Annotated in this window: 21 protein-coding genes; all 21 read left to right on the forward strand. The window is 39.2% G+C overall.

The genetic code is table 11. The features are described from left to right. Window positions 1-86: 86 nt before the first annotated feature. Window positions 87-1,265: a substrate-binding domain-containing protein gene (locus F4694_RS14805; protein ID WP_179599241.1), complete on the forward strand. Its 1,179-nt coding sequence runs from the start codon at window positions 87-89 to the stop codon at window positions 1,263-1,265. Between the two features lie 149 nt (window positions 1,266-1,414). After that, window positions 1,415-2,224: an AraC family transcriptional regulator gene (locus F4694_RS32835; protein WP_179599244.1), complete on the forward strand. Its 810-nt coding sequence runs from the start codon at window positions 1,415-1,417 to the stop codon at window positions 2,222-2,224. 140 nt (window positions 2,225-2,364) lie between these two features. Beyond that, window positions 2,365-3,840: a sugar ABC transporter ATP-binding protein gene (locus tag F4694_RS14815; RefSeq protein WP_179599246.1), complete on the forward strand. Its 1,476-nt coding sequence runs from the start codon at window positions 2,365-2,367 to the stop codon at window positions 3,838-3,840. A gap of 222 nt (window positions 3,841-4,062) precedes the next feature. Next, window positions 4,063-5,178, forward strand: a complete 1,116-nt coding sequence (locus tag F4694_RS14820; RefSeq protein WP_179599248.1) for a sugar ABC transporter substrate-binding protein — start codon at window positions 4,063-4,065, stop codon at window positions 5,176-5,178. A gap of 68 nt (window positions 5,179-5,246) precedes the next feature. Next, window positions 5,247-6,743, forward strand: a complete 1,497-nt coding sequence (locus F4694_RS14825; protein WP_179599250.1) for a sugar ABC transporter ATP-binding protein — start codon at window positions 5,247-5,249, stop codon at window positions 6,741-6,743. Further along, the gene (locus tag F4694_RS14830; RefSeq protein ID WP_179599252.1) at window positions 6,744-7,745 is read left to right on the forward strand and encodes an ABC transporter permease; all 1,002 of its coding nucleotides are present in this window, start codon (window positions 6,744-6,746) and stop codon (window positions 7,743-7,745) included. It abuts the gene before it with no gap. 35 nt (window positions 7,746-7,780) lie between these two features. Next, on the forward strand, window positions 7,781-9,730 hold the full coding sequence (locus F4694_RS14835) for an oxidoreductase (protein ID WP_179599254.1): 1,950 nt from the start codon (window positions 7,781-7,783) through the stop codon (window positions 9,728-9,730). A 25-nt stretch (window positions 9,731-9,755) separates the two neighbouring features. Further along, entirely contained in the window at window positions 9,756-10,739 is a 984-nt protein-coding gene (locus F4694_RS14840; RefSeq protein ID WP_179599256.1) for an electron transfer flavoprotein subunit alpha/FixB family protein, read from the forward strand. Next, window positions 10,732-12,030 (forward strand): FAD-dependent oxidoreductase, encoded by a 1,299-nt coding sequence (locus F4694_RS14845; RefSeq protein WP_179599258.1) that lies wholly within the window; start codon window positions 10,732-10,734, stop codon window positions 12,028-12,030. The genes F4694_RS14840 and F4694_RS14845 overlap by 8 nt, the downstream gene beginning before the upstream one ends. A gap of 2 nt (window positions 12,031-12,032) precedes the next feature. Continuing rightward, window positions 12,033-12,305: a ferredoxin family protein gene (locus tag F4694_RS14850; protein ID WP_179599260.1), complete on the forward strand. Its 273-nt coding sequence runs from the start codon at window positions 12,033-12,035 to the stop codon at window positions 12,303-12,305. A 31-nt stretch (window positions 12,306-12,336) separates the two neighbouring features. After that, window positions 12,337-13,164: a hypothetical protein gene (locus F4694_RS14855; protein ID WP_179599262.1), complete on the forward strand. Its 828-nt coding sequence runs from the start codon at window positions 12,337-12,339 to the stop codon at window positions 13,162-13,164. Window positions 13,165-13,427: 263 nt separating this feature from the next. Beyond that, complete coding sequence (locus F4694_RS14860) at window positions 13,428-13,658, forward strand: hypothetical protein (protein WP_218895674.1); 231 nt, start codon at window positions 13,428-13,430, stop codon at window positions 13,656-13,658. Then, entirely contained in the window at window positions 13,655-13,777 is a 123-nt protein-coding gene (locus F4694_RS32200; RefSeq protein WP_374757427.1) for a hypothetical protein, read from the forward strand. Before F4694_RS14860 ends, F4694_RS32200 begins: the two co-directional genes overlap by 4 nt. A 333-nt stretch (window positions 13,778-14,110) precedes the next feature. Further along, window positions 14,111-14,878, forward strand: coding sequence for an isochorismatase family protein (locus F4694_RS14870; RefSeq protein ID WP_179599266.1), 768 nt, complete (start codon window positions 14,111-14,113; stop codon window positions 14,876-14,878). Window positions 14,879-15,109: 231 nt separating this feature from the next. Next, window positions 15,110-16,615 (forward strand): 4-hydroxyphenylacetate 3-hydroxylase N-terminal domain-containing protein, encoded by a 1,506-nt coding sequence (locus F4694_RS14875; protein WP_179599268.1) that lies wholly within the window; start codon window positions 15,110-15,112, stop codon window positions 16,613-16,615. 56 nt (window positions 16,616-16,671) lie between these two features. Continuing rightward, window positions 16,672-17,466 (forward strand): maleate cis-trans isomerase family protein, encoded by a 795-nt coding sequence (locus tag F4694_RS14880; protein ID WP_179599270.1) that lies wholly within the window; start codon window positions 16,672-16,674, stop codon window positions 17,464-17,466. Beyond that, window positions 17,459-17,947 (forward strand): flavin reductase family protein, encoded by a 489-nt coding sequence (locus F4694_RS14885; RefSeq protein WP_179599273.1) that lies wholly within the window; start codon window positions 17,459-17,461, stop codon window positions 17,945-17,947. The genes F4694_RS14880 and F4694_RS14885 overlap by 8 nt, the downstream gene beginning before the upstream one ends. A gap of 67 nt (window positions 17,948-18,014) precedes the next feature. Beyond that, window positions 18,015-18,674, forward strand: a complete 660-nt coding sequence (locus F4694_RS14890) for an isochorismatase family protein (RefSeq protein ID WP_308806349.1) — start codon at window positions 18,015-18,017, stop codon at window positions 18,672-18,674. 117 nt (window positions 18,675-18,791) lie between these two features. Further along, window positions 18,792-19,667, forward strand: a complete 876-nt coding sequence (locus F4694_RS14895; protein ID WP_179599727.1) for an FAD synthetase family protein — start codon at window positions 18,792-18,794, stop codon at window positions 19,665-19,667. A 194-nt stretch (window positions 19,668-19,861) separates the two neighbouring features. Further along, the gene (locus F4694_RS14900) at window positions 19,862-21,373 is read left to right on the forward strand and encodes a 4-hydroxyphenylacetate 3-hydroxylase N-terminal domain-containing protein (protein ID WP_179599277.1); all 1,512 of its coding nucleotides are present in this window, start codon (window positions 19,862-19,864) and stop codon (window positions 21,371-21,373) included. Window positions 21,374-21,451: 78 nt separating this feature from the next. Continuing rightward, window positions 21,452-22,273, forward strand: a complete 822-nt coding sequence (locus F4694_RS14905) for an alpha/beta fold hydrolase (RefSeq protein ID WP_179599279.1) — start codon at window positions 21,452-21,454, stop codon at window positions 22,271-22,273. The last annotated feature ends 11 nt before the right edge of the window (window positions 22,274-22,284 follow it).

Below are 22,284 nucleotides of genomic sequence, written 5' to 3' on the forward strand. Positions count from 1 at the left end.
GAGGAGAGGATGCGATACATAAAAGCAATAAGCATTCGATACTTCTATCAAAGTGTAAAAAAATTATATACCTAAGGGGGAAAATCATGAAAAAGATAGTATCTTTTATCACTATGATTCTATTTATTACTAGTATCGCACTTGTCGGATGCGGCAAGGATAGCAACACTACTAGCGGCGGAAGTAAAGAGGCAGAAAACACTAAAACAGAAGAAACAACTGCTAGTTCAGGTCCAATCACCATAAATCAAGAGATTCCTGATCAAGAAATCCTAAGTAAAGGGCCTAGTGGAGAAGCTGCAGTTTCAGCGAAAACATTGCAGCTTACGGAAGAAGAAGTACAAAAGATCAAAGAAGGTAAATACACAGCGGCAATTGTCATGCACTATGCTGGTAATGACTGGGCAACTGCTCAAATCGAAGGATTAAAAGCAACTTTTGCAAAAATGGGAATTAAAGTAGTGGCAGTAACAGATGCTCAGTTCAAGGCTGAGAAACAAGTATCCGATATTGAAACTGTTTTAGCTAAAAAGCCAGATATTATTGTTGGGATTCCAGTAGATCCTGTTTCAACTGCCTCAGCTTTTAAGAAAGCGGCGGATTCAGGAGTGAAAGTCGTGTTTATGGATAATAAACCACAAGGATTAGAAGCTGGCAAGGATTATGTGAGTGTAGTCTCTGCTGACAACTACGGAAATGGTGTTCAAGCAGCAGATATCATGGCCAAACAACTCGGTGAAAAAGGAAAAATCGGTGTCATTTATCATGATGCTGATTACTTTGTAACAAAACAGCGTACAGAAGCCTTTGAAAAAACAATCAAGGAAAAATATCCGAATATCAAAATTGTGGAACGAGGCGGCATCATAGGACCTAACGATGGTGAGAAAGTGGCATCGGGAATGCTGACCAAAAATCGTGATCTCGATGGAATGTTTGTCGTTTGGGACGTTCCGGCTGAAGGTGCTTTGGCAGCAGCGCGTACGGCAGGAAAGAAAGATTTTGTGATTACAACCATTGATTTAGGGACAAACGTTGCATTGGATATTGCTTCAGCCGGAATGATTAAAGGGCTGGGTGCTCAATTGCCATATGATCAGGGAATTTCAGAAGCGATTTTAGCCGGTTATGCCTTACTTGGTAAAGATGCCCCGTCATATGTAGCTGTCCCGGCGTTAAATGTAACGAAGGAAAATGTATTGGATGCCTGGAAACTTGTTTACCATCAAGAGGCACCTGAATCCATTCAAGGCGCAGCAAAATAACAACCAGCTATAAAATAAAGAGGCTCAATTTCTAGAGCCTCTTTTACTAATAAAAGCTCCTAATTAATCAAATAAAGCAGTCGGAGTGTACCTTTGGTCATAAATGGACTACCTAGGGTGCTCATTTTATACTGAAAGGGGACATACTCGTGGGGAAATCCTCTATTATTTTAAATGCTCCTCGATTTATTGCTACAAATGAAATCAATCACAACAGTCCTAATTGGTATAAAAAACATTACGATACTGACTATACGGAGATTATTTACATCCAAGGGGGTATTGGACATTTTATTTTTGAAGAAAAGCATTTTGTCGGACAAGAAGGAGATCTTATCATTTTTAATCCTTTTAGTAATACCGAAGGAAAATCTTGCGTTGACAACCCTCTTAAAGGGATATCTGTCAGTTTTTCAAATCTGCACATTAATGGTATTGAAAAAGGTTGTCTATCTGATTCTACTGATATTCCTATTATTCATTTGCAAGAAGAAAAAGTGGAGATTAATAACTGCTTAAACGCTATTTTAAGTGAATATGACACGAAACATGCTGGATATCAAGATATTATATCCTCTATATTACAAACCGTTATAATTAAAGTTACTCGTCTATTGAAAAATGCCAATCATCCTTCCCTTTCTTTAGTGTGCCTAGAAGTAAAAAAATATATAGAAGAAAATTTTCGGCAAGAACTGACATTAAACGATTTAGCCAATTTAGTTTATGTAAGCCCCTACCATTTATCTCATGTTTTTAAAGAAGAAGTGGGGTTACCACCAATTCAATACATGATTCAGTGCCGTATAGAAGAAGCAAAAAGGTTACTAGAGCATTCTAACCTTTCTGTGAGAGAAATAGCATCGTTAATAGGCTATGAAAATGCTAATTATTTCAATCTGCTTTTTAAAAAAATTACAGGGAGTCCGCCGGGAAAATATAGAAAGATTAAAGTATAGATAAATGGTTGTAATTTGAATATAGTGTTGCTCAAGGTAAAAATATGTAGTTTTTTCCGCAATATTTTTAATTATATTTTGTTATTTTATCATGTAAACTTTTGGTAATTAAATATGTATTTAAGTTGGTAGGTGGATTTATGCTTCTAGAAATGAAAAATATTCATAAATCATTTTTTGGTACAAAAGTTTTAGATGGAATTGACTTTGAATTAAAAGCAGGTGAAGTCCATTCGATTATCGGACAAAATGGAGCTGGTAAAAGCACCTTAATTAAAATGATTGCCGGCATTTATTCCCCTGATGAGGGAGAGATTTATATAAATGAAGAAAAGGTAAAAATTTCTTCCACTCAGGAAGCACAAAAATTAGGTATTTCAACGATTTACCAGGAACCAATGTTAGTTCGAAGTATGAGTATTGCTGAAAACATCTTTTTAGGCAACTATCTTAAACTATTTGGATTTATTCCAAACTTTATTAAGATGAAGAATGAAGCAAGGCGCTTATTAGAACTTCTTGGGTGCCCAATGAACCCCAATAAACTTGTTTCTTCGATAGATCCTGGTGAACGATATATCGTTTCCATTGCTAGAGCTCTTAGTAAGAAATCAAAAATTTTACTTATGGACGAAGCAACGGCAAACTTAAATGAAGTAGAACGGAACCGATTGTATAACCTAATCAAAGAATTTAAAAAGCAAGGAATAGGAATTATCTTTATTTCCCATCAATTGGATGAAGTCATAAAAATAAGTGACCGGGTGACTATTTTAAGAGATGGCCTGCATATCAGTACGAACGAAATCAAAACCGTAAATAAACGCGAAATGGTGAAACGAATGATCGGAAAGGATATTCGTCATTATTTCCCGCCTATTTTCGATCATCAAGGGGAAGAGATGCTGCAGGTTGAGAATTTGTCACGGGCTCCGGTATTAAAAAATATTAACTTCTCGTTATATGAAGGCGAAATACTTGGAATAACGGGTTTATCAAGATCAGGCCGAACGGAGTTATCTAAAATCATCATTGGACAAGTGACAAAAGATTCAGGCCATATTTATTGGCGAGGTAAAAAAATTAAACTAGAGCATCCTTACGAGGCTGTAGATAAGCATATTGGATACGTTAGCGAAAATCGTCTAGAAGAGGGTCTTTTGACGAATATGGATATATCACAAAACCTTACCATGCCAAGTTTGGATAAATTCAATAGATGGCAAGTTATTCAGATCAATGAAGAGCAAGATACTGCATTAGAAAAAGTAATGGAACTAGATATCAAATTAAAACATATCCATGGTCAAATTAAATATTTAAGCGGCGGAAATCAGCAAAAGGTAATACTAGGGAAATGGTTGGTCGCAGACAGTGAATTGCTATTATTAAATGAACCGACTCGAGGGATTGATATCGGATCAAGATGTGAATTATATTTAGCAATTCATGATCTTGCACAGAAAGGGAAGGGGATCATGGTTATTTCCTCCGACATTACCGAACTAATCGGCTTGTGCAATAGAATCTTAGTTTTGCGTGATGGGCAAATTGTTGATGAGATTCATCATACCCAAGCATCTGAAGAAAGAATTAGGAGAATTGCTATTCAATAAAAAACTTTTTTGTCTTTCCATTAGAAATTATGGAGAGGCTTTTTTTATTTCAAGAAGCCCTCCAGCCCATACGCTGCTAAACGGGCACTTGCTATTTCTTATGAAAGCGTTAACAATAATATGTATTTTTATTCGCAATTTTATTAATTTTTTATCATTTCCATTCCTTGTACTATAGAAATTGTAGTAATCATTATTTTTTCAGGGGGGAAGAGATATAAAATGAAAAAAGGAAAAAAATTTGCATCAATTTTAGGGAGTTCATTACTGATGATTGGTTTGTTAGCAGGTTGTGGGGGAAATCAAGAAGCAGCGAAAGAAACTCCGGCGGCACAAAAGGAAGCCGCTAATGGGTTAGCAGCTTTGCCGCCTTTAAAGGAAGAAAAGGTATTAGGAAAGGCAGCAGGTGTAGAAAGTCTGGAATTAACACCAGAGGAAATTGAGAAAATTAAAGCGATGAAACCATTTATTGGCTATTCTGTACACTTTGGGGACATTGCGTCAGAGAAGGTAATTGGCCAGGCGATTAAAGAGACTGTTGAATCTTTTGGCGGAAAATATGTTCAAACGGATGCACAAAGAAATTTAAATAAGCAAATGAGTGACGTTGAATCCTTAATCCTTCAAAAAGTAAATGGTGTCGTAGCGATTGGGGTAGATACAGCTGCATTTGGACCAGCAGTTAAGAAATTAAATGAAGCAAAGATTCCGATTGTCCTTGGCGGGGGGCCTCCGAACCAAGGTGAATTTACTAGTTTAGTAGATCCAGATGGATATGGCGGCGGATTTGAAGCAGGAAAAGCTTTAGTGAAAAAGCTGCAGGAAGAAGGAATTAAAAGTAAATCCTTAGCAACGATGGGTTTAAGAGCCTATATTCTAACTTGTGAACAACGAGTAAGAGGGTTCGAAGATGCCGTTCGTGAAGAAGGATATAACATTGTGGCAAGGGGTCAGTCAGATACTGCAGACCAGGCTCAGCAAGAATTTGAAAATATCTTAACTGCACACCCTGATGTAGTCGGAGGATTTGGCGTTTATGAAACACCGGCAATAGGGATGGAAGCAGCGGTAAGAACTTCTGGACGTGATGATGTTTTTGTCGTAACACATGACTTAAGTGACCATTTAGCTCAAGGTATGGAAAAGGGAAATAAGATTGTGGTATTCACATCTTCTCAAGACTTGTATGCAGAAGGAAAATACAAGACTTTAGCCTTGTTAAAGAAACTTGCAGGCGGCGAAGTTCCTAAATATGTAACCGTTCCAACATTACCTACTTCACCAGAGAATGTGAAAGAACAATATAAGACAGTATTTCAAAAAACTTTAGCTGAGTAATTCGGTTAAAACTTTGTTTCTGGGTTAGAAAAGATCTAACCCAGAGACATTTCTAGGAGGGGTAATTCTTGGTTCAAAATATCCTTGAAATGAAACAAATAACAAAGGTTTTTTCGGGTTTTAAGGCTGTCGATAATGTCGACTTTGACCTGAGAAAAGGAGAAGTTCATGCTTTGCTGGGTGGTAATGGAGCAGGGAAAACAACCTTAATGAAAATTCTTGCAGGAGTGTATCGCCCTGAAAACGGAAGTATTTTAATAGATGGAAAGCAAGTACATATTAACTCAAGAAGTTCATCTCAAGAACAGGGAATTGCCATGATCTTCCAAGAGTTAAGTATATTGCCGAATCTAACTGTAGCCGGAAATTTATTTTTATCAAGAGAAAAGAAAAAGGATATCAGATTAGACGATAAACAAATGGAAAAAGAGGCACAAACGCTTCTTGAAAGTCTAGGAATGAATTTATCCCCTTCCCAGATTGTAAAGGATTTAAGTATGGGGGAAAGGCAGCTAATCGAGATTGCAAGAGCTATCTCCAGTGATGCAAAAATAATTGTCATGGATGAACCCACTACAGCGTTAACGCAGGATGAACAGGAAAAGCTTTTTGAGATTATTCGAACGTTAACCTCTAGAGGTACAGCCATTATATATGTATCACATCGCATGGATGAAATCTTTGAAATATCCAATCGGCTGACCGTCCTTAGAGATGGGAAAAAAATTCACACCATACCAACTAAAGAGGCTAGCACTACACAAATCATTAACATGATGATAGGCGATAATGAGTTGCTTTATGATACATCAGAAAAAAGCAAAAAAATCAGTAAAGAGGCAGGTCCTGTCTTACAGGTAAACAATCTGTCAGGACAAAAATTCAGCAATTTAAGTTTTGATCTATTTAAAGGTGAAATCTTAGGAATTGCCGGGTTATTAGGCAGCGGCAGGACGGAGATTTTAAGGGCGATTTCAGGAATCGATCCAATCACCTCAGGAGCCATTCAATTAAATGGTGAGATTGTAAGGATAAAGTCGATTCATGATGCTATTCGATTAGGGATTATTATGGTCCCAGAAGATCGAAGAAATGAAGGAATCATTCCTGGTATGTCAATAAAAGAAAATGTTACCTTGACCAATCTTCCTCACCTATTCCCACAAGGTGTCATTAAATTTAGGGAAGAGGACAGGATTGCCAAACAAAACATTGATCATTTAAACATCCGTCCTGGTGATCCAAAGAAAAAGGTTGGGAAGTTAAGTGGAGGAAATGCACAAAAGGTGGTCATTTCCAGATGTTTAAATCTGAACCCAAAAATTCTATTGCTTGATGAACCGACTCAAGGAATTGATATTGTAGCAAAAACAGAATTACAAATGTTATTTCGTCAATTAACCGAACAAGGCATGTCCATTATCGTGGTTTCTTCCGAATTACCAGAGCTTGTGTCACTGGCCGACCGTACGATCGTTCTCTATGACGGAAAGGTAAAGAAGGTACTGAAAGATTCAGAGATTACGGATAAAAATATTTTATATTATGCAACTGGGGGGGTTTAAATGAGTTTAGGAGTAGAAAGACAATCCATCAATTCAAAAACGAATAACAAAAAGGCTTTACAGATAGGAAAAATGTTAACCTCATCACAAGCCATTATATTTATAGGGCTTATAATACTAGCGTTTGTCTTTAGCTATCTTTCTCCTTATTTTTTGACCTTTAGTAATTTTATGAATATCATTCGTCAAATGGCAATGATTGCAATTGTGGCTTTTGGGATGACGTATGTCATCATTGCTGGAGAAATTGACTTATCAGTTGGATCCATTATTGGAATTACTGGAATGTTTGCGGCGATCACACTTCAAAAAGGGATGGATCCCATTCTGGTAATCTCTTTATCTCTTGTTTTAGGTGCGTTGATTGGGTTATTTAATGGGATGATGGTCGTAAAGGTTCGGGTTACAGCCTTTTTAGCCACATTAGTTACCATGTCTGTATTAAGGGGGCTTTCGTTAGCGTCAAGTCCTGGTTCAGCACCGATTACGATTAACTCGTCTACGTATGTTGATTTAACAACCATGAATATTGGACCGATCCCGGTTGTCTTAATCTATCTTGCTGCGATTCTAATTATGGCCCATTTCACTTTAAACAGAACTGTTTTTGGGAGACATATTTATGCAACTGGCGGCGGTCCGATTGCAGCTTCACTAGCTGGAGTGAATGTTGGTAGAGTAAAAATTATGGTTTTCGTTATTTGCGGTTTCCTATCAGCATTTAGCGGGGTTGTTTTATCCGGGCGTCTATCAGCAGGTCTTCCGGATTCCGGTACAGGCTGGGAACTTGATGCGATTGCCGCAGTCGTATTGGGAGGAACAAAGTTTAGCGGAGGTCAAGGTACTGTTCTTGGAACTCTCGGCGGTGCCCTTATCATTGGCGTACTAAGTAATGGTTTAACTCTATTAGGTATGACCTATGCCTATCAATTGATGATTAAGGGTGCGATTATTGGATTGGCGGTCATCTTAGATATTTGGGTTCGTAGAGAAGAAGCTTAAGAGTTTCTAACACTTTTAAAAATGGAGGCTTTGTAATGAGTCAGTTTGATTATCTATTTACACCATTTAAAATTGGAAACGTGACCGTAAAAAATAGAATCGTCTTCCTACCGCATTTTAATGCTCTATGTAATGAAGATGGAATGCCTTCAGAACGGGATGCGTACTACTTTGCTGAGCGCGCGAAGGGTGGTGCTGGATTAATTATCATGTATGCGATAGCTGCTACCCGTTCAGGAAAAATGTCAGAACGGTTCATTCACGGATGGGATCCGAAAATTATTCCTGCATTAAGTAAATACGCAGACCTTGTTCACGAACATGGCTCGAAAATTTTTGGGCAAATCAACCATGGCGGTCATACGACTTTAGTGAATCCGCCGCAACTTTTAATGGCCCCAACACAAATGCCTGAGCCTTCCAGCCCGTTCAATACAAAAGAAATGGAATTGGAAGATATACAAGAAGTAATTGAAGGTTTTGCGAAAACCGCACTTCACTTTAAGCAAGCTGGTTTTGATGGAGTAGAAATAAAAGTAGCCCATGATGGTCTCTTACGCTCGTTTGTTTCCGAGTATTTCAACCGTCGTACCGACCAATATGGCGGTTCTTTTGAGAATCGGCTTCGGTTACCGATGGAAATCATCCAAGCCATTAGGAATGAAGTAGGGAATGACTTCCCGCTTGGCATTCGCCTTTGTCTGGATGAATTCACTGCTTGGGGATATGACCTCGAGTATGGTATAGAGCTGGCGAAAGCATTTGAGGAAACAGGACAAGTTACGTATATCAATACTGATGCAGGCACTTTCTCTAGTTTTTATATGGAAATTCCTCCTGCTTCTGTACCTGCTGGATTTGCTGTCTATATGGGAGCAGCCCTTAAAGAAGTGATTAATCTGCCGATAATTGCTTTTGGACGTATCAATGACCCGATTCAAGCAGAAAAGGTTCTAGCAGACGGACATGCCGATTTGGTAGGTATGGCTCGGGCATTAATCGCCGATCCGGAGCTTCCTAACAAAGCCTTGCAAGGTGAGGTAGAAGACATTCGAAACTGTATTGCTTGTAATGATGGTTGTATCTATCAAGTCATGCAGGACAAGGCAATTCGTTGTATTCATAATCCGGCAGTAGGCAAGGAACGGGAACTTGGAATCGGAACGTTGCTGCAAGCGGATAAGAAAAAATCAATTGTGGTTGTCGGCGGTGGTGCAGCCGGCTTGAAGGTGAGTGAAATTGCTGCGTTAAGAGGCCATAAGGTGACGCTCATTGAGAAAAATGACAAATTGGGCGGGCAAGTGCTATTAGGAAGTAAGCTCCCATTCAGAGATCAATTCCAAGGGGTTACCTCTCATTTAATCAAGCGTGTTCAATCACTTGGTGTGGAGATTATGTACAATACTGAAGCAGCTGAAAATACAGTAATGAATCTTAATCCAGATGCCGTCATCATTGCGACTGGGTCACGTCCATTGGGTTTAGATATACCTGGAGCGGACCAAGAAAATGTTTACAATGTATATGATGTGATCGAAGGTAATGCTGAAGTAGGCGATAGAGTATTATTTATCGATTATAACGGGCATTACAAAGCGGCAGGAGTAGTAGAACTGCTGGCAACACAAGACAAACATGTAAATGTTGTTACACCAATGTCCTTTGTTGGTGAAAATTTAGAACCAGGCAATAGGGTTATGCTTTATCAACGCATTATGGCATTGGATGTAGAAATGACACCGCACTATGAAGTAACAGCCATCGAAGGTGATAGCGCAACCATTAAAAACTGTTATACCGAAGAAGAAGTGACAATTGATGGGTATGATACATTTGTTTATGCGAACCATAATTCTTCTATTGCTGAGTTGTATTTTGCACTTAAAGGCAAATGCCCAGAAGTATACCGTGTTGGCGATAGTGTTTCTCCAAGGATGATTGAACAAGTCATTTGGGAAGCAGAGGAGCTCGGCCGCGCACTTTAAAGGACTGCCATAAGGGGAGATTACGATGATGAATAATGTCCTTGTTTTTCTCGAAGGGGAAGAAGGAAAAATAACGGAAGACAGTAAAAATGTGCTGAAGGATGCTAAAAAACTATCCGATCAATTAGGTGGTACCTTAATTGGTACCGCCTACCGTGAAACGATTTCTCAGCTGCAATTAAACTCTGCGGGGGTGGATGAGTACTGGGAGATTCCCTTTACAAAGTATGAGGATCCATGTGGACAGTTAGCAGGAGAAGCAGTTAAGGAAATAGGAACATGCTCAAAAGTTGGGCTTATATTAGCTATTAATAATTTGCTTGGTGAAAGTTTATTGGGGACAGCGGCTGCCACTTTGAACGGTATATTTTTTCATTCTTGCAGACAAGTATCAATTGATAAAAATATATTTAAAATTCATCAAACAACCTATTCCGGGAAGGTAGATGAAATACGCACCATGATGAGAGGAACAGCCGTCTGCTTAGCAACGATTATCCCAAGTGGTACGGGCAGAAAAAGCCCACTTGGTCGAAATAAAAAAGTCGAGCCCAAGCAAATACAAGAGATGAGCGGTGCCATTGCCCCTAAAATTGTGGATTTGTTTAAGGCGAACCCAGAAGAAATTAACCTAACGGAAGCCGAATTAATCGTTGCGATGGGTGACGGCATTGCGACCGAAAAAGGATATAAGCTGGTTTCAAAGTTTGCTAAGCTTATCGGTGCCACGCTCGGTGCAAGTCGTGTAGTAGTGGACAATGGCTTTCTTCCGCATAGCGGGCTCATTGGTTTAACAGGGAGTATTGTCGCTCCTAAGATTTATATAGGGGTTGGTGTTTCTGGAGCACCGCACCATCTCATTGGTATTAAGGAGTCGGGGGTTATAGTGGGAATTAATGCAAATCCAAACGCTCCTTTATTAAAAGCTGCGGATATTGCGATTATAGGTGATGCTTATGAAGTCTTACCTGCATTAATTGAAGAACTAGGGGGTGAACAGGTTGTCTAATAAATTCGACGTCATCATTGTAGGTGCTGGGTTGGCAGGTATTGCTGCGGCTATCGAAATCGCACGTGAGGGATTAGCTGTATGTATCATCGAACGAGCCATTATCCCTGGGGAAAAGAATGTAACAGGCGGTGTATTATTTTCTAGTGTCCTCGATGATTTTATTCCGGATTGGAAAAATGAAGCCCCGATTGAACGGTGGGTGGCCAAAAAAGGATTAGGGATGGTTTCGGAGAAATCTCTTTCCTTAATGCAGTTTGAAGTAGAAAAAGAATTAGAGGATAAAAAAGCTTTTACGGTAAATAGAAATGCATTTGATAGCTGGTTTGCCCAAAAGGCGGAAGAAGCGGGAGCCACTTTATTAACAAATACTTTGGTTGAAGATCTCATTATTGAAGAAGGTTTTGTAAAAGGAGTTAAAACACACCACTCTGATGGTTACTTAGAAGCTGATATTGTTATCTGTGCGGATGGGGTTAATTCCTTACTTGCAAAAAAGGCGGGGTTGAGAAAACGAGATGTATTACCAAAGGAAATTGGTTTAGGAATTAAGGAGATTGTGTCACTGCCTGTCAATACGATTAATGAACGTTTTGGAATCAGAGAAAACGAAGGATGCGCTTACGAGTTTGTCGGTAATTTTTTAAATGGAGTATTTGGAGGGGCCTTCCTCTATACCAACAGAGATACTTTATCTATTGGAGTTGTGGTGAATTTAGGTTCCGTGGGCGATACTTCAACAAATGCCAGATCCATTTTAGAAAATTTTAAGAATCAGCCGCAAATTAAAAAACTAATTGAAGGAGCAAGTTTAGTAGAATATAGTGCACACTTGGTACCCGAGATTGGCCTAGATATGGTTCCTGATTTATATGGTAATGGAATTTTAGTAGCGGGGGATGCAGCAGGATTTGTCGTTAATAATGGTTTCAGCATACAGGGGATGAACTATGCGATCGCTTCCGGAATAGAAGCTGGGAAAACGGCAGTAGAGGCGATAAGAACGGGAGATGTATCAACAAAACAATTAGCCTCTTATAAAACTAAAATCGATAAATCGTTTGTCGGTAAAAATCTTAAAAAGTATCGAAAAACCCATAAAGTCTTAGGGAACCCACGAATGGGCAATCAATATCCTGCCGTTATGGAAGGGATCGCAAAAAAGTTGTTTGGCTTTGATGATGAAATTCAACCAAATATAGCGGAAGCCGTAAAAAGTACTATACGAGGTAATAATGTATCCACATGGCAGTTAATGAAAGACGGATTTGATGTTTGGAGGTACATGTAAACATGGATATAACTGAAAAACTATTACGCGTTAATTTTTCTACAGATGAAACACCGCATATTAAAGTCAATACCTCGATTTGTGACACAACATGCAGCATGAAAGTTTGCCTTAATATCTGCCCGGCTGAACGGTTTACGTTAGAATCAGAAAAATTAAGATTTGTTGTTGATGGCTGTTTAGAATGTGGTGCTTGCCGCATTTCTTGTGACACTGGAGCAGTTACCTGGTCCTATCCACGCGGGGGAGCTGGGGTACGTTTCCGGCTGGGATAAAAATCATGCCATAGAGAAAGGACGATTAAGATTGAATATCGCTGTCTTAATTCGGGAAAAAATAGATCCTGTTGGAAATCCAATTTTTTCAGAAGATAACAAAACAATAAGCCATTTAAATAAGATTCTATCATTAGATGATTCAGATCTTGCAGCTATGAAGACAGCAGCTAAACTGAAAAATCAAAATCCTAATTCTACTATTCACGTATTTTATATAGGTAATAATCAATATATGCTGCGGAGTGTATTAGCTTTAGGGGCGGATCAAGCAGAATTGATAAAGTTAAAAGATGGTAAGCAAATGTTTGAGATTGTGCAGTTGATTGATCAATTGATGAGTGAGAAAAAATTTGATCTGATTTTATCGGGACAACAGGGTGCGGGTACAAATGGTGCAGGGGCGACTCTTGCCTCTCTAGCAGGTGCAACTTTAATAACAGCTGCCATTTTCCTTGAGCAACTAAAAGATGGCACCGGTGTTGCTACACGTACTCTTGGCAGAGGTCAACGACAAAAGGTTACCTTTACTTTCCCGGCATTTGTGATGTGTGATGGTACCATGAATATTGAGGAAGTTTCTTCGGTTCCCCATTTACTTAGTGGAGCTAAAATCAGGATTAAAGAACATGAGTTTAGAATTCCTAATAAATCAGAACGGTTAACACTTCAAATTCCAAGCCCGAGACCCAAAAAAATCTTTATGCCTGATAGTAAGGGCGGGGCAAGCAACAGACTTAAACAAATATTATCTGGCGGGGTAAAGCAACGAAACTTGGATCGATTAGTAGGAGAACCAAAAGAAATAGCACAGCAATTTATTAACTTTTTAAAAAAGGAGGAAATCATCCCTAAATAAAAGGTTTCGAGACTAAAAGAAGCTTCTGTAATCCTTAACGAAAAAAAGCCTAATTTTCCAAAAAGAAGGAAGGTTAGAGCTTTTTTTTTAGGTATTCAAGATAGTCATATGATATTAGCAAGATAGTTTGGTTTCGGAGCTTCCTAATGGTGTTAGTTTTATTTATGGAAAATTATTAAAGGTCAAAATGTGTCCGATTACAAGAGAGAGATCATAGTACAAACGAAATAGGCATGATTTGTAGGGAGCGTATGCGACTCCAATTGATCAATCGCGGTGAGTATGCAGAGGAAAAGCGCAATGCAGGGAAAATCACTTTTCATGATGCAGTTATTCCTGGAAATCGAGCGATAGAATCTGCAGGCGAAGCAGCCATCATGACTTTTATTAGGTTTCTAACGTCGTCGGAGGCCATGGAGGTTTCAAAAGATAATGGAGCGGTCAGATTAACCCCAAAGGGGCGATTGAGCAGCATGGTCCACATTTACCGTTGATAACCGATTCTGTCATGGTTGAAGTACTCGCTGCTGAAACTGTAGAGCTTTTCAGGGACTCAATCGTTGTCACGCCAACCCTTATGGGGGGGTTCGGAACACCACGAAAGCTGTATTAATTTCACTTGGCAAATAGTGAATCTTGAGATCCAAAGCAATTGCAAAAATTAAAATTAGAAAATAACAAAGGATAGATAAAAGCTCCCCGAATTAAGAGGCTTCTCACAAGATTGTGAGAAGCCTCTTATGTGTTCATAAGTTATAAGAGATAGTGAAAATATTTTAGTAAGCAAACGCATCGCAGGAAAAACACAAGAATATTCTACTATTTATAGGGAATAAGTTCCAGTGATTATTTTGCTATGCTATAATGATGGTAAGTTTAATACATAATGGATAATTTATTGTAACTTTAGAAAGTTTATTGCTGACTTAAGCCGGGAGGATTACATATGTTTGAAAACCTGTTAAATATATCTGACGCTGCCAAGCTATTGGGAGTGTCGCCGAGTACATTAAGGCGGATGGAGAAAACTGGAAATATTGAAGAATATGGCTTAAAGGTTATTTATACCCCTGGCGGTCAAAGACGATATATTCTTGATGAGGTTCAACAGCTTTTCTCTAATCAGGGGTTTTCTGGACAAATTGGATTTGGTACAAAACCTGCTCTGTTAATTCGTGATTTTACCATAGCATTTACTGAACCGCATTCCCAATTAGCTATTAAAATGAATCATCAAATCACTGCCACCCAACAACTTATCGAACAAGCTCTTAACGATAAGATTCCGATAATCTTTAGTAAAACGATTTATGAAACTAAAAATAAGGTTTCTAGATTATGGTGTGAAAAATTCCCCTCGCTTCAAATTTTAGACCGCGAAAGCACATGGGTCAATATTCATCCAGATTTATCTGACTATCCATATGATTTGATTAACGCGACTGTATATATATCTTCTTTGTACGATGATCAAGTAGATGATTTCTTGAAAGACAGACAAATTGATACATTAATATTAGCTGGGACTACTACAAGTGGGAGTATAAGAGCAACTGCAGTAGATGCTCTTCAAAGAGGTTATAGAGTTATCATTCCTAAAGAGGCTGTAGGAGATCGAAATCAAACCTTACAGAACTCAACATTAGTAGATTTAAACGCAAGGTATGCAGATGTAATGAATCTGGATAAGGTTCTTAAAGGTATGAAACCATGAGAGCGCATTTGAATAAAACCATGATTATCCTCAGGTAATCATGGTTTTTTTATTTTTAGAAAAATTTAATAATATTGAATATTGACACTAATAGTGCCGTGAGATAGAATAAAACTATGAAAGCTTTGGTAAGTTTGGTAGCTTAATGCAACTTTTGGTGAAATAATACAACTTTGATAACTTCAAACTATCGGTGTTCATGATTTTCTATTATTTTTAGGAGGAGTACAAATGGAAAATACTCAGGTAGTATCAAAGTTTTTGAAAACGGGTGAAATGTTCAAGGAAAGTCTTCGTGATGGCCGGACAGTATACTATAAGGGTGAAAAAATTCAAGATGTGACCATTCATCCAGCTACTAGCGGCGGTATCAATATTATGGCTAAGATCTTTGATGCTCAGCATAACCCGGAAACTCAGGATAAGCTAACGTATATCAATCAAGAGTCAGGTGAACGAGTCAGTAAAGCTTGGATGATTCCCAGAACGAAGGAAGACCTTAAGAGCCGCCGAGAATTGACTGACTATGTAGCTCGGGAAACCTTTGGCGTATTTGGCAGACCATTCGATTTAGCTCCTCTTGTTCCAGTGGGTATGGCGGCACATCTTTCGAAATTCCGCAGTAAAAGGCCAGAATATGCAGAAAATGTTCTTCACTATATCAACTATGCTCAGAAAAATAACTTGATGGGTCCAGAAGTACTAGTAGATCCTCAGAATGACCGTTCCAAAGCAGCCGCTGCGGGTGCCCGCCTATTCGATGTTGAATTAGGAAGCCAAATAAAAGGAGGCAGCTCTACACCTGCTTTGCTCCGGGTAGTGAAAGAAACTGAAGAGGGGATTTATATTAGCGGTGCAAAGGCAGTAGGTTCGATTTCTTCCCAAGGTAACGAAATGATTCTCTCCAATCTTATGCGTCCAGGGCTGTTACCGGAAGAATCTCTATGGTTAGCTGTTCCTATCAATGCACCAGGAATTCACATTGTCTGCCGTGAATCGGTCTCTTCAGAACCTATCAGTTCTTATGATCACCCGGTTAAATCACGAGGAGAAGAAATGGATTCCTTCTTAATTTTTGATAACGTTTTCGTAGAAAAATGGAGAATATTCAATTATGGTGTCCCAGAACTCAATGAATTGTACGGCGGCGTTGTATTAGGAGTACACTGGCACGTGTTATCCCGTCTAGCTACCAAAGCTGAATTGTATGCCGGTGCTGCTCAGCTAATCGTAGATGCACTTGGAACAGGAAAAATTCCAGGAGTTCGTTCTATCGTATCGGAAGTTATTCAATATGCTCAAACGTTAAGAGCCTATGTTCTAGCCTCGGAAGAATTAGCTGAAATGACTGAAGATGGCGTTATGTGGCCGGATGTAAATATGCTTACAGCTGGACGCCTTTATGGTATCACGCATTATCCGCAAATTATCCATCATCTCCAGGAATTATGCGGACAAGGACTGGTCATGAGATTCTCTGAAAAAGATTATGCACATCCTTTTATTGGAGGAAAATTAGAGGAATTACTGGTTGGACGCGATTTAACTTCGAAGCAGAAAAACTTGTTGATGAACTTCATTTGGGATATTACTACAGATTCCCACGCAGGCCGCGTCGCTCTATTTGAAAACGTTAATGCTTTGCCGGCACCGCTGCTTCGTGAGCGTTTGTATCATGAATATGATCGAACACCGTTTATGAACCATATTCGTAAGTCGATCGGACTTCCTTTGTAGGTGAAGTTTATAAGAACAATAGCTTAATAGGTTCTATCTATTTTGGAGGCGTGTAAATGAAAAAAAATTACCGAATAGGATTAGTTGTTCCTAGTTCCAATACAACGATGGAAACGGAAATTCCAGCAATGCTTCGTTGGAGAGAACAAGTTGATCCGAATTTGTCGTTTACTTTTCACTCAAGTAGGATGCGAATGAAACATGTTACAAAAGAAGAATTAAAAGCAATGGATGTAGAAAGTGACCGTTGTGCTGTCGAACTTTCGGATGCCAGATGCGATGTTCTTGCGTATGCATGCCTTGTCGCTATTATGTGCCAGGGGCCCGGTTATCATATGGAGTCTGAACAGCGCCTATTTAATGCAACAAAAGAAAATGGAGCAGCTACACCGGTTATTAGCAGTGCTGGTGCTCTGGTAGATGGCATTAAAACATTAGGAGCTCAAAAAGTCGCTATTATTACCCCTTATATGAAGCCTTTAACGAAACAGGTGATTGACTATATTGAGGCAAGCAGCATACAAGTAACAGATTCGATTAGTCTGGAAATACCTGATAATTTAGAAGTTGGACGTCAAGACCCTATGCGTTTGCTAGAGATTGTAAAAAAATTAGATATTAGCCAAGCTGATGCGGTTGTCTTATCTGCTTGTGTTCAGATGCCTTCATTAGAAGCAATTCAGCTTGTTGAGAATGAAATCGGAAAACCAGTGCTTTCAGCAGCTGTTGCGACCGTATACAACATTCTTAAAACTCTTGATCTGCACCCGTATGTGCCAAATGCAGGTAAGCTGCTATCAGGGGATATCATCTCTAAACTTCCAATTAAGGAGGAGAATTATAATGGATGAAGTAAAAAATAAATTTCGAGAGTCGATGAGCCGGCTTGCTACTGGAGTAACAATTGTCATGACTGAAATCGAGGGCCGGCCTTGGGGCTTAACTGTTAGTGCGTGCTGTTCAATTTCAATGGAGCCGCCTCTAATTTTAATAAGCCTAGCTACACAAGCAGCTAGTACACAAGCGATAATTAATAACCAACGTTTCAGTGTCAGCGTGCTTGCCGAGGATCAAATTGAAGTAGCAAGATCTGGAGCAAAAGCAGGTGCACCAAAGTTTTTTGAGGAGTTTGCAGAAAGTAAGGGCAGTTTTAATTATGATGTCAAAAATGCTCTAGCCAGTGTTCATTGCAGAGTTGAACAAACAGTGACAGCTGGTGATCATACTATTTTTATCGGGTTCGTGGAAGATGTGATATTAGGTGAATCTAAATCACCATTGCTTCATTTTGATAGACAATTTGGAGAATTTAATACAGCTGTAAGGAACTAATTCAAGTGAATGACTTTCCAAGATTGGTATGTTACTAGTCTTGGAGGGTTGTGGAGGGAGCGTTGTTGTGGTGCATCAGCAAGGTGATGAGGATTTTTATAAAGAAAGAGGTTTTGGAAAAATATTGGGTTTTGGTAAGAAACCAGGGTTGATCGTTGTTGATATGATTGAAGGATTTACTGATCCTAGTATGCCTATGGGTTCCGATTTAACCCCGCAAATAAATAAAGTAAATGCGCTTTTGGAAATTATCCGTAATAAGGATCTACCAGTATTCTTTACTACCATTTCTTATGATGATGATACATTTGCTGATTCAGGATTATGGTACCAAAAGATGGAGGGGTTAAAGACTTTAAAAGCAGGTACCAGTGCAGTGAATGTCGATCCCAGATTAGATTTTCGTTATGGTGACGGCTTAATTGTTAAGAAATATGCATCAGCATTTTTTGGGACCGATTTAATTGCACGTCTAAATGCACAGAATGTTGATACTGTGATAATTGTAGGTTGTACAACATGTGGCTGTGTTCGTGCTACAGCTGTTGATGCGCTGCAATACGGATACAGACCAATCGTTGTGGAGGATGCGGTAGGGGATCGTTCATTAGCATCCCATGAACAAAGTCTTATCGATATGCGCCAGAAATATGCCGATGTATTAACTACCGAGAAAATCATAACAACAGTATCTGCTAAATATCCCAAGGGTTCATTTACAGCTTAAATAAAAGAATAAATTTTTCAATCAACGCTTTTGGCCTTAAACGTTTTGATTGATGAAAAAGAAGGCCAGGTTGGATTCCCTTATAACTAAAACAATAGATAGTGAGGAGGGAAAGTCCTGAAATATTATAAAAATCTATTCAACCCGCATTTAACAGAATTAGAACATGGCTCTTATATAACGATTGGCTCCTTTGATGGCGTACATAAAGGCCATCAGCAATTAATTTCAAGCACTGTATGGGAGGGGCAAAAAAATAACTACCCCACGATTGTCATAACATTTGATCCTCTACCGAAAACCTTTTTTAGCAACACTGAATTACCATCGTCTCTTATTACCAGTCCGCACATCAGAGCGGAGAGAATAGCTGCTCTTGGAGTCGATATCCTCATTGAATATACTTTTGATAATAGCTTTTCAACCATTAGCTCCGATGATTTTGTTGACAGCGTTCTATTGGGTTTAAACCCTAAAAAATTTTTTGTTGGAAAGGACTTTAGGTTTGGCTTTAAAGGTTCAGGAACCCCCGAAGTTTTAAAACAAACAGGTGCCAGATTGGGATTTGAGACGGATATTTTCGAATTTACTCATTTGGCTGATGAGCGTATCTCCAGCACTAGAGTGCGCCAGGCGATAAATAATGGTGATCTTAAGCTTGCTTCTGATCTTATGGGTAAACAACACGAAATGTGCGGCAGGATTGTCCAGAGGTTGAATGATTATAGAGGACTATTTGTGCCAGATGCAGCCCTTATTCTGCCGCCTGCAGGGGAGTATTGGGTCAATTTGAAAAATTCTACTAACAAATACTTTACTAAAGCAATTATTTTCCCTACCAATCAATTTATTGAAATAAATTTAGACCAGGCTGCGATTAATTGTTTTTCTAAAGATAAGGTTACGGTAGAGTTTCTTCAGTCTGTGTCTACAGCAGTTCCTGAGGAAATTGAATTAGAAATAGCTAACCAGCGTCATTCTATACTAAATTAAATTGTTCATTTCATTATACTATATTGTGAGAATTTATTAGAATATTGACACTTTTTGATACTCACCTTAGACTTTATCTATGATAAATTCGACAAGTTTAACAACTTGAGGCTAATATAATAAGCTGTTTAAACTTCGATAACTTCAAATTTGATCGGCAAGGATTCTCGTAAATATTTTTTAGGGGGAGAAGGATGGAAAAGATTTCGGTAGTTTCAAAGTATTTAAAAACAGGCGAGATGTATAAGGAGAGTCTTCGTGATGACAGGACCGTTTATTATAAGGGCGAATTGATTCAGGATGTAACCACTCACCCAGCCACTAGCGGTGGTATAAATATTATGGCTAACATCTTTGATGCCCAGCATAACCCAGAAACACAAGATAAGCTTACGTACATCAGGTCAGACATAGGGGAACGAGTGACCAAAGCCTGGATGATTCCTAGAACAAAAGAAGATTTGAAGAGCCGAAGGGAATTAACGGATTATATTGCTCAGGAAACCTTCGGGGTGTTTGGCCGCCCGTTTGATTTGGCGCCTCTCGTGCCTGTGGGAATGGCGGCATATCTTTCAAAGTTCCGCAGCAAAAGGCCTGAATATGCAGATAATGTCCTCCACTATATTGACTATGCTCAAAAAAATAACTTGATGGGTCCTGAGGTATTAGTTGATCCTCAAAATGACCGTTCAAAAGCCGCGGCAGCTGGTGCCCGCCTGTTTGATGTTGAATTGGGGAGCCAAATAAAAGGCGGCGATTCTACTCCTGCTTTACTCCGGGTGGTGAGGGAAACGGAAGAAGGAATCTATATTAGCGGAGCGAAAGCGGTAGGTTCCATTTCGTCCCAAGGAAATGAGATGATCCTCTCTAATCTGATGCGTCCTGGTTTGTTACCTGAAGAGTCATTATGGTTATCAGTACCGATAAATTCACCAGGCATTCACATTGTCTGTCGTGAAACAGTCTCTTGCGATGCGGCAAGTACCTATGATCACCCGGTTAAATCACGAGGAGAAGAAATGGATTCCTTCTTGATTTTTGATAACGTTTTCGTGGAAAAGTGGAGAATTTTTAACTATGGAGTACCAGAACTTAATGAATTATATGGAGGGGTTGTATTAGGAGCGCACTGGCATATTCTCTCTCGATTGGCAACCAAAGCGGAAATGTATGCCGGAGCTGCCCAGCTGATTGTTGATGCTTTGGGAACAGGGAAGATTCCAGGTGTACGTTCTATCGTATCAGAAGTGATTCAGTATGCTCAAACCTTGAGAGCATATGTATTGGCCTCAGAGGAACTAGCTAAACTAACCGAAGATGACGTGATGTGGCCAGATGTCAATATGCTTACCGCCGGGCGACTTTATGGTATTACACACTATCCGCGGATTATCCATCATCTTCAGGAATTATGCGGACAGGGATTGGTCATGAGATTCTCTGAAAAAGACTATGATCATCCATTTATTGGCGGGAAACTGGAGGAACTTCTCGTTGGACGGGATTTAACATCCAAGCAGAAAAACTTATTGATGAACTTTATTTGGGATATTACCACAGATTCTCATGCAGGTCGTGTTGGACTTTTTGAAAACGTCAATGCACTCCCAGCTCCATTGCTTCGTGAGCGTCTATATCATGAATACGACCGAACACCTTTTATGGACCAAATACGTAAATCTATTGGTCTTCCATATGAAGTGTAATCACTAGTGAAAATGGAAGTCGCTTGATAGAAGAATAGAGCTTAATTTAGGTTCGTTCGCCTGAGAGGAGATATAAATATGAAGCAAAATCATTCTTTTGGGGACCTTTTTGTAAACGGTCTGAATGCAAAAATTCACCTCATTACTAAAGGAGATAAGGCCGGTACCCCCGTCATTTTTTTGCCGGGAATTACTAGTTACAGCCTTTCATTTGCAAAAGTCCTAAATTTAATGCCTGAAAACTACTATTCCTTATCAATGGATGCCAGGGGCAGAGGGCTGTCCGATCGTCCTAAGGAAGGCTATCTATTAAAAGATTATACAGAGGACTTACTGAATATTGTAAACGCTTTAATAGATAATCCCATTGCTCCCGTATTGGTTGGCCACTCCATGGGAGCACGGATTGCGGCTGCATTTGGCAGCCAATATCCGTCTCTCATTTCCGGCATCGTATTAATCGATCCTCCTATTAACGGACCAGGACAGAGAGAGATCTATCCTAATCCATTGTCGATGTTTTTAAAACAAAAGGAGGCTGTTGATCAAGGGGATATGGAATTATTCCGCAGCTTCTTTCCTTCATTTACAGAAGAACAAATAGCTGAAAGAGCGGAAGAATATCGAAACAATAGCTTGCCAGCGATTATTGAATCCTACCAATCTCTGTTATTGGAGCCTTTTCAAGTATATATCAAAATGCTTTCAGTCCCTGCATCCCTATTAGCGGCAGAACATGGAGATACCATTCGTGAAAACGAACTTCAGGTTTTGAAAACGATCAACACTTCGATGCAGGTTGAAAGGGTTAAAGGAGTAAGCCACATGGTGTATAAAGATGCACCAGAACAAACAGTTGATTATATTGTTTCATTTATTGAAGGAATTACAAAAAAATAAACGAGGTGTTA

The sequence above is a fragment of the Neobacillus driksii genome, from assembly GCF_013409995.1.
GTDB classification, from domain to species: Bacteria; Bacillota; Bacilli; order Bacillales; family Cytobacillaceae; genus Neobacillus; species Neobacillus driksii.